The sequence below is a fragment of the Streptomyces sp. NPDC048191 genome (genome assembly GCF_040652655.1).
Taxonomy (GTDB): Bacteria; Actinomycetota; Actinomycetes; order Streptomycetales; family Streptomycetaceae; genus Streptomyces.
Genome location: NZ_JBEZMO010000028.1, coordinates 95,891 through 103,757 on the forward strand (window position 1 = coordinate 95,891; position 7,867 = coordinate 103,757).

Here is a 7,867-nt window from a genome sequence, read left to right on the forward strand (position 1 = left end):
GCCCGAGCCTCACACCCGGCTGGGCCCTTGCGACGTCACGAATAGCCACTGAGCAACGCCTGGCGAAGCCGCTCGACGGATTCCCGGCCGATGCCGATATGGGTAGCGAATCCCTGGACTGATCCATACTCGACGTCCAGACGTTGAAGGAAGAGGAGCATATTGGCCGGTGGAGCGACTAGCATCGCTGGCGGCACGTACGCCCAAGTGGTCTGGGTGTCATCCTCATTGCCAGCCTCCAGGGACGCCTCCCACCGGGCAGTCGCCTCATCACTGAGTGCGTAATCGTCGGCGATCGTCTCGACCGGAACGCCGAGCAACCGCAGCACCAGGGCCGCCAAGACACCGGTGCGGTCCTTGCCGGCAGCGCAGTGGAACACCGCGGGCAGCGCACCTGGAGCGGCCAGGGCCTCCACCGCCGCCTTCAGCCTGGCGGCGCCGGTGACGGCGGTATGCCAGTAGTGCCGCGCGGCGAAGTCCTCCTGAGCGAGGTCCTCAGGATCCTCGGCCGCCCAGTCCGGGGGCTCCGGAAGGAGCGGGAGGAGAAGCCGCCGACCGGACCAACCGGCCGACGGGGTCCACTTCCGCGTCGCGACCTCGACCGGCGACCGCAGGTCGATGACCGTCACCACACCGAGCGCGTCGAAGGCAGCCGTGCCGCAGTGGGTGATCCGATGCAGCCCGTCGGACCGGTACAGCCGGCGCCAGGCCACCGTTCTGCCGTCCTGGGTGCGGTAGCCACCGAGGTCTCGGTAGTTGAAGCAGCCATCGACCTCGACGAAGCGGGAAGGAGATGCACCGTTCGTGATCACGACGGGATCACATCCGATCCGACCGGGTCCGTGCGGTCCGCCTCTGCACGTGAGGGCCACCAGGCGTGGAAGTGGGACGGTGGGCCGTGCCCGGTGCCGACACGCAAGGTGTCGGCATGGCGCAGTGCCTCCGCCAGATAGCCCTTGGCATCGGCGATCGCGCTGTGCCACTCCGGGCGTTGCGGGCGCAGCGCTGCGATCGCCGAGGACAGGGCGCATCCGGTGCCGTGGGTGTTCTCGGTTCTCACCCGAGGCGCGCTGAGCCTGCTGATCGAGCCCTCCTCCAGGAAGAGGTCGACGCTGTCGGCACCGGCCAGGTGCCCGCCCTTCAGTAGGACCCGCGGGCAAAGCTCGGCGAGGCGGCGCACCTGCTCGTGCATCGCCGCCTCGTCACCGGCCTCCTCCTCGCCCAGCAGCTCGGCGGCTTCCGGGAGGTTCGGGGTGACCAGGTCGACCAGCGGCAACAGCCGCGTGCGCAGCGCGGCCACGCTGTCGGCGGCGAGCAACCGGTCACCGCTCTTCGCCACCATGACGGGGTCCAGCACCACGTATCGCGGACGGTGCCGGGTCAGCCGGTCCGCGACGGCCTCCACCAGGCGGGCGTCGCCCAGCATCCCGATCTTGACGGTGTCGATGCGAACGTCGGCCAGGAGCTCGTCGAGCTGGCTCTCCAGGAACTCCGGCGGCGGGCAGTGCACGGCGCTCACGCCCCGCGTGCTCTGGGCGGTCAGGGCCGTGACGACGCTGGTCCCGTAGGCGCCGAGAGCCGAGAACACCTTGAGATCGGCTTGCAGTCCAGCGCCGCCGCTCGGATCGCTCCCGGCGATGGTAAGGGCGATGGGAATCACGACGCGTCGTCCCGGTCGGGCAGCGCGGGGGAGGACGCCTGGGCCCAGAACCGCATGGGGATACGGCCGGCGTGGCGTGCATCGAAGCCCGCCGCCACGCCGGCGGCCATGGCTTGTGCCATCCGCGCCGGATCCTTCGCCCGGGTGATGGCACTGGCGAGCAACACTGCGTCACAGCCGAGCTCCATGGCGAGCGCCGCGTCACTCGCGGTACCGATCCCGGCGTCGAGGATAACGGGCACCCCGGCTGCCTCGACGATCATTTCGATGTTCTGCGGGTTGGAGATGCCGCGTCCGGTACCGATGGGCGAGCCCAGCGGCATGACGGCCGCGCAGCCCACATCCTCCAGCCTGCGGGCCACCACAGGATCGTCGGTGGTGTACGGGAGGACGACGAACCCGGCATCGACCAACTGCTCGCAGGCCCAGACCAGTTCAGACACATCGGGCAGCAGGGTCCGCTCGTCGGCGACGACCTCCACCTTGATCCAGTCGGCCTCCAGTGCCTCACGGGCCATCTTGGCGGTGTGAACGGCCTCGGCCGCGCCGCGGCAGCCCGCGGTGTTCGGCAAAAGCGCGATGTCCAGTTTTCGCAGGAGTTCCAGGACTCCGCTGCCGCCGCCGGCGTCCACCCGGCGCAGTGCGACCGTCGTCATTTCCGTGCCCGAGGCCACCAGAGCCCGCTCGAGCACGGTCAGGTTCGCGGCTCCGCCGGTACCCGTGATGAGACGGGAGCCGAACCGGCGCCCGGCGATCGTCAGTTCCTCAGCCACCCTGCACCGCCGTGAGTATCTCGATGGTTGTGTTCTCGGCCAGCTTCACGTCCCACTGGCCACGGGGAAGGACCTCGCCGTCGACTGCGACGGCGATTCCGCGTTCCGGTACTTCCAGCTTCGCGACGACGTCGGCCGCGGTGCAGCCTTCAGCGACGGTCTGCCGTTCTCCGTTCACGATGACGTTCATGCAAATCTCCTCGGGTGGGCCGCGGCGACTTCGGGAAGCGGCCGGCCGTCGAGTTCGGCCAGTACCGCTTCGGCGGTGATCGGGGCCAGCAGTAGGCCGTTGCGCCCGTGTCCGGTCGCCAGCACGGTCCTCGCGTCCACGCGGCCGATGAGAGGCAGATTGTCCGGGGACATCGGCCTCAGACCGGCGTCCGCGGAGACGAGCTCATACTCGGCGATCGTCGGCAGGACGGTCTCGGCGTCGGCGATGAGGTCCCGGACTCCGCCGATCGTCACCTCGCGGTCGTGGCCCACCTCGTGCTGCGTGGCACCGACGACCAGACCGTCGTCGCGTGGTACGAGATACACCCGGCGCCCGTACACCAGTCCGCGGACGGTACGGCCGGGGGACGGCAGCACTCCTGCCCGTGACCGCACCCGGAGAATCTCCCCCTTGACCGCCCTCACCCGCGCCATCGCGTGCAGCGCGCTCGCTCCCACACCGGCCGAGATCACGACCTGGTCGGCTTCGAGCAGTGCGGGATCCGTCACCCGCTCGCGTACCACGCGGACTCCTGACACGGCGCAGGCGGCCTGCAGGGCGGCAAGCAGAGCCCGGTTGTCCACCGCCAGGTCATCGGGAACGTCCAGTGCGGCACGGATGCCCTGGGACAGTGCGGGCTCGTGGCGCCGAAGCTCCCTGCCGCTCAGCCTGGCGACTGGCCTGCCGTTCTCCGCCAGCCAATTTGCGAGGACGTCAAGCTCCTTGGCGTCGGCGGAGTCCATGCCGACGATCACCATGCCATCGGTGCGCAGCCCGGACGGCATCCCAGACTCGGCGACGAGGCGCTTGGCGAATTCGGGCCACCGGGCCAGCGACAGCGCGCTGAGCGCCAGCAGCTCCTCTTCACCTGGCCATCCCTCGGAGGAGGCGGCGAGCATACCGCCTGCCACCCAGGAGGCGCCCCGGGCGGGCTCCGGGTCGTACACCGTAACCACCCAGCCCGCGGCAGCCGCCCACCACGCCACCGCCAGGCCGATGGCGCCGGCTCCAACTACCGCCAGCTGCTTCACGCGGTCACCCCGGACACGGCCTCGCGTACGGCCAGCGACACCTGCTCGGCCAGTTCGAGGTCGTCGTCTTCAACCGTGATCACGGTGACATTGGCGACGGTGTGCAGGCCTCGCACGAGAAGCGCGTACTCGGCGTCCTGCTCCAGCAAGAAAACGATCGGCTTGCCCAGAGCTGAGGCCCAGCCGATCTCCACATGGGTGCCCGGCGAAGCGGGAGCTCCTGGGAAGGCGACGAAGACATCGCTGGCGGAGATCTCGTCGAAGTCGAGGCGGGTGCACTCCTCGGGCGTCAGGAAGGCGGCTCCCCAGCTCTCCCTGCGATGGGCGTTGTGCACGACGTACCCCTCGGAGTCGAGGCGGTCGATCAGTGCCTCGAAGCGACAGCGGTACCTCTTGTCCATCTCTCCCGTGGCCGGATCGACGATCCCCTTGAAGGGGCCGCCGAGAAACACCGTGCCGGTGGACTTGTTGGTCATCACTTCACTCCTGTGACGATGAGGAACGGTGGGTGGACGCGCTCCGCGGCCAGCTCGGGATGCAGTGCTGGATCCGGCTCGACATCTCCCAGCAGGGGGTCCTTGGCCCAGACCTCGGAAAATCCCGCCTCAGTCAGCGCGTCGAGGTAGACCTGCTGGGGCCAGTGGTGGTCGATGAGTTCCAGGGTCCCGCCGGCGGGAATGTCCAGCAGGACCCGGCGGAGTTCCCCGGTGGTGTAGGCCTTGCCGGGATCGCCGTTGCGGAACTTCGAGAACTGCACGCCGGTGGTGGTGGGGTTGGTGTCGAGCACCGTGTAGCGGGCGCCGGGCCGCAGGACGCGGTGGACCTCGGCGGCGATGGCCCGGATGGCGTCGCGGTCACCGATGTTGATGAAGACGTAGCAGGACATCGCCGCGTCGAAGGAATCCGACGCCAGGAAGGCCAGTCGTCCGCTCTCCACCTGACGGTACGTGATCCTGGAGTGGGAGCGCTGGGCGCGGGCGATGTCGAGCATTCCCGGGGAGATGTCCGCGCCCACAACGTGCACGTCGTCGAACGCCTCGACGACGCGACGGGCGACCTTGCCCGGCCCGCAGCCGTAGTCGAGTACCGTGCGCACCTCGGGCGTGCCCAGTCCCAGCTCAGCGAAGACCGTCGGATAGCCCACGACCCGCTCGGGCAGGTCATCGTAGGCCTCGAAGCCGGACGCGACGTCCGGAGTGTCCTTCCAGTTCGTACCCAAGGGGACCCCTCTCAATTCTGCGGACGGCCTGCGGCGACCGGCAGCGACGGCCAGCGATGTGCGACGAGCCGGCGGTGGACGGGCCAGAGCCGGCCGAGGAGGGCCTCGTCGACTGACTCCTCCCGTCGCAGCCGCCGCTGGACCTCGAACAGCAGCACCACCTGGACCCAGTAGTCGGGCAGGCCGAGCTGCTCGTCGCCCAGCCGGTGCCGGTTGTGCCGGAGGGCCTCCTCCAGGCGGAGCACCTCGCGCACATAGGGCCAGTTGTCGCCCTCCGGCATGGCGGGGAAGGTGAACTCCGGTTCCCGCTGCGATGCGGGGTCGGCCAATACCGCCGCCACCCGCTCACGGTCCGGGTCGTACACGTGCAGCGATCCCACGAAGTGCGTGTACTCGCCGAGCTGGACGGCCAACTCCCGCGCGAGCATCTCCTGCAGAAAGGTGAAGGAGAACACGTCGCTCGACATGCCGCGGTAGGCGTCGTTGGCCCGCATCATGCCGACCGCGTGGAGGGCTCCCTCCCGGAGCAGGAACTGGAGTCCCAGCGTGCACGAGACGTCGGGATTGCCGGGCGTGAGCAGTTCCTCGCTGCGGAAGATCTGCAGCACGGCCCGCTTGCTGTCCCGGTCGCCGCGCAACTCCTCCACAACACGCTGCCACTGGCTCGGGGAGCCGCCGTGCCGGCCGAACAGGGCGCGGCCGTAGGCGGTGCCGGCCAGCCGTACACCGTCGGCGGAGTACTTGCGCATGCCCGGTGCGTAGTACGCGATGAAATCGAGGTCGTCGCGCCCGGACAGGTACCACAGGGCCTCGGCGAAATTGAAGATGATGTTCAGCCGCCGCGCCTGGGCCAGCGGCACCCGCTGGGTAGGGTCCAGCAGCCTGTACCGCACCCCGACCTGTTCGACGCTGGGAAATCCCCGGGGAGAGCTGCGGTATTCGGGCTCCTCGAACACCGACTGCAGCACGGCCCGGTAGGCGTGGTGGAAGGTCTTGAAGTCCATGGGGTGCTCAGTTCTGTTGCTGGGGACGGCCGGCCGGGTACGCGGTGATCAGCGACTTGAGGTGTGCGGCGGCGCGCCGCGGATCGTCCGCCGCGGTGATCGCCCGGACGACGGCGACCCCGCGGGCCCCGGCGCCGAGTACGGCGGGCAGCCGGTCGGGGTCGATGCCGCCGATCGCGAACCAGGGGCGAGGGTCCCCGGTCGCCCCGGCGGCGCGCACCAGGTCAAGGCCCGCCACGGAACGCCCAGGCTTCGTCGGTGTCTGCCAGCAGGGCCCGACGGCGAAGTAGTCGAGGTCCGGTTCTGCCAGGGTCGCGGCCAGCTGGCCGGCGTCGTGCGTGGACCGTCCGATCGCGGTCCGGCTGCCCACGACATCGCGGGCATGGACGAGCGGCAGGTCACCCTGGCCGAGGTGGAGGACGTCGGCCTCCGCCGCCCGGGCGAGGTCAGCGCGGTCGTTCACCGCGAGCAGGGCCCGGTATCTGCGGCAGGCGGCGCGCAGAACCACGAGCGCCTTCAGGGCCTCCTTGGCTTCCAGCGGCCCGTACTTCCGTTCGCCCGCGGAGCCCTTGTCGCGGAGCTGGATGACGTCCACTCCGCCGGCGAGGGCCGCGTCGGCGAAGTCCGCCAGGTCGCCCGAGTCCCGGCGGGCGTCGGTGCAGAGGTAGAGGGTTGCCGCAGCCAGGCGTTCTCGTATGTCCACCGGGTCAGACGCCCGATCCGCGTCCGGCCGCGCCGCCGGTCTTGGCGAGCGGGCCGTCCCCGGCGTGCCACGCCATGTCGAAGGAGAACTCGCTGATGCGCCATCCCTCGGGTCCCCGTACCGTTTCGGCCTCGTAGTGACCGCCGACGGTGAAGTGCTGCTGGGCGTAACGACCCTCGATCTTCTTCATGGATATCTGCGTTCCGGTGCTTGTTAGGCCCGACCAGTTGTCGTTATGGCCGTCGAAGGAGTGGATCGTTTCCGGCAGCAGAACGCCCAGCCCTCGCCCATCGACTACGCGGGAAACCTCCGGGACGGTTTCAAGGTCAACAGGTAGGGGTGACCTGTGCGGGGCCATACGCCACTCCTTTCGCTCCGGTCCGACACTTAGGCTGCCGTCCGCCCCGGCCGGACCGCGTCCCCTGACCGGTTGACTGGGCGGTGGGCATCCACCTGCGGCCGTCCGACGGACGTTGATCGACCCACCGAGGCTGACGGCAACAGCGGCAAGCACACCCTCGATCGGGTAGGAGGGCCGATTCGCCCGGCCCTCCCCCCACACCACCGGACATGCGGGCCTCGCATCCGGCGGTTCGTTCAGGGTGGCTGGGTTCCATGCCTGGTTTGCCCACCGTTTCGGCAGGTCGGAGCCCCGTGAGCGGGCGCTGGACTACCTGACCGGGCTGCTCGCGCCGCTGGAGAGGAAGAACGTCTGGACGATGTCCGAGCAGGTCGGGCAGGCGCGGCCGGACTCGGTGCAACGCCTGCTCGATCACTCCGAGTGGGACGAGGACGCAGTCCGCGACGACGTACCCGCCTACATGGTGGAGACCATCGGCGCCAAGGACGGGATACTGATCTGCGACGACACAGGCCTTGCAAAGAAGGGCACCCGCTCCGCCGGCGTGCAGCGCCAGTGCACCGGCACGCGGCCTGCGCCTCTTCCAGGGGCCGCGCGTCGATCGCGCAGTAGCATCCACCCGAGGTGCTCGTTCCTCGTCGCGAACGGCACCTCGTCCGGGATGCCGGCCGCGCGGCAGCGCCCGCGGTCGTCCGTCCAGTGTCCGTCCAGGACTTCGGCACCTCGGGCTTTCACCGGGTTCCTCCGAGGATGCCCCGGCCTTCAGGCCGGGGAGGAATCGGACTCCTGCGGAGCAGGGCAGAGACAGCCGGATCGCCGTCAGGGCGATCCGGCGTCCATCCCGCACGGCGGTGATGCCGCCCACAATGATCAAGGACTCTCAACTGTCAGTCCCCTCGGGTAGG

General features: G+C 69.5%; 10 protein-coding genes and 1 pseudogene. 1 reads left to right on the plus strand and 10 read right to left on the minus strand.

The window, feature by feature from the left end; genetic code table 11:
- Positions 1–35: 35 nt before the first annotated feature.
- Genes AB0D93_RS32850 through AB0D93_RS32895 form a run of 10 tightly spaced genes read right to left on the minus strand, consistent with a single transcriptional unit; the run spans position 36 to position 6,791 of the window.
- On the minus strand, positions 36–812 hold the full coding sequence (locus AB0D93_RS32850; protein WP_362127347.1) for a tyrosine-protein phosphatase: 777 nt from the start codon (positions 810–812) through the stop codon (positions 36–38).
- On the minus strand, positions 809–1,660 hold the full coding sequence (gene thiD, locus AB0D93_RS32855) for a bifunctional hydroxymethylpyrimidine kinase/phosphomethylpyrimidine kinase (RefSeq protein ID WP_362127349.1): 852 nt from the start codon (positions 1,658–1,660) through the stop codon (positions 809–811). The genes AB0D93_RS32850 and thiD overlap by 4 nt, the downstream gene beginning before the upstream one ends.
- On the minus strand, positions 1,657–2,433 hold the full coding sequence (locus AB0D93_RS32860; RefSeq protein WP_362127352.1) for a thiazole synthase: 777 nt from the start codon (positions 2,431–2,433) through the stop codon (positions 1,657–1,659). Before AB0D93_RS32860 ends, thiD begins: the two co-directional genes overlap by 4 nt.
- On the minus strand, positions 2,426–2,623 hold the full coding sequence (thiS, locus tag AB0D93_RS32865) for a sulfur carrier protein ThiS (protein WP_362127355.1): 198 nt from the start codon (positions 2,621–2,623) through the stop codon (positions 2,426–2,428). Before thiS ends, AB0D93_RS32860 begins: the two co-directional genes overlap by 8 nt.
- The gene (gene thiO, locus AB0D93_RS32870; RefSeq protein WP_362127358.1) at positions 2,620–3,675 is read right to left on the minus strand and encodes a glycine oxidase ThiO; all 1,056 of its coding nucleotides are present in this window, start codon (positions 3,673–3,675) and stop codon (positions 2,620–2,622) included. Before thiO ends, thiS begins: the two co-directional genes overlap by 4 nt.
- Positions 3,672–4,151, minus strand: a complete 480-nt coding sequence (locus tag AB0D93_RS32875; protein WP_362127361.1) for a nucleoside 2-deoxyribosyltransferase — start codon at positions 4,149–4,151, stop codon at positions 3,672–3,674. Before AB0D93_RS32875 ends, thiO begins: the two co-directional genes overlap by 4 nt.
- Positions 4,151–4,894, minus strand: a complete 744-nt coding sequence (locus AB0D93_RS32880) for a class I SAM-dependent methyltransferase (protein WP_362127363.1) — start codon at positions 4,892–4,894, stop codon at positions 4,151–4,153. Before AB0D93_RS32880 ends, AB0D93_RS32875 begins: the two co-directional genes overlap by 1 nt.
- A gap of 11 nt (positions 4,895–4,905) precedes the next feature.
- The gene (locus AB0D93_RS32885; protein ID WP_362127366.1) at positions 4,906–5,898 is read right to left on the minus strand and encodes a thymidylate synthase; all 993 of its coding nucleotides are present in this window, start codon (positions 5,896–5,898) and stop codon (positions 4,906–4,908) included.
- Positions 5,899–5,905: 7 nt separating this feature from the next.
- Positions 5,906–6,601, minus strand: coding sequence for a thiamine phosphate synthase (gene thiE, locus AB0D93_RS32890; RefSeq protein WP_362127369.1), 696 nt, complete (start codon positions 6,599–6,601; stop codon positions 5,906–5,908).
- A gap of 4 nt (positions 6,602–6,605) precedes the next feature.
- Positions 6,606–6,791 carry a hypothetical protein gene (locus tag AB0D93_RS32895; RefSeq protein WP_362127372.1) on the minus strand — a complete coding sequence of 62 codons (186 nt, stop codon included), beginning with the start codon at positions 6,789–6,791 and terminating at the stop codon, positions 6,606–6,608.
- A gap of 412 nt (positions 6,792–7,203) precedes the next feature.
- Here AB0D93_RS32895 and AB0D93_RS32900 point away from each other — a divergent pair.
- A pseudogene (locus AB0D93_RS32900) lies at positions 7,204–7,530 on the plus strand (transposase); the annotation flags it as partial.
- Positions 7,531–7,867: the final 337 nt, after the last annotated feature.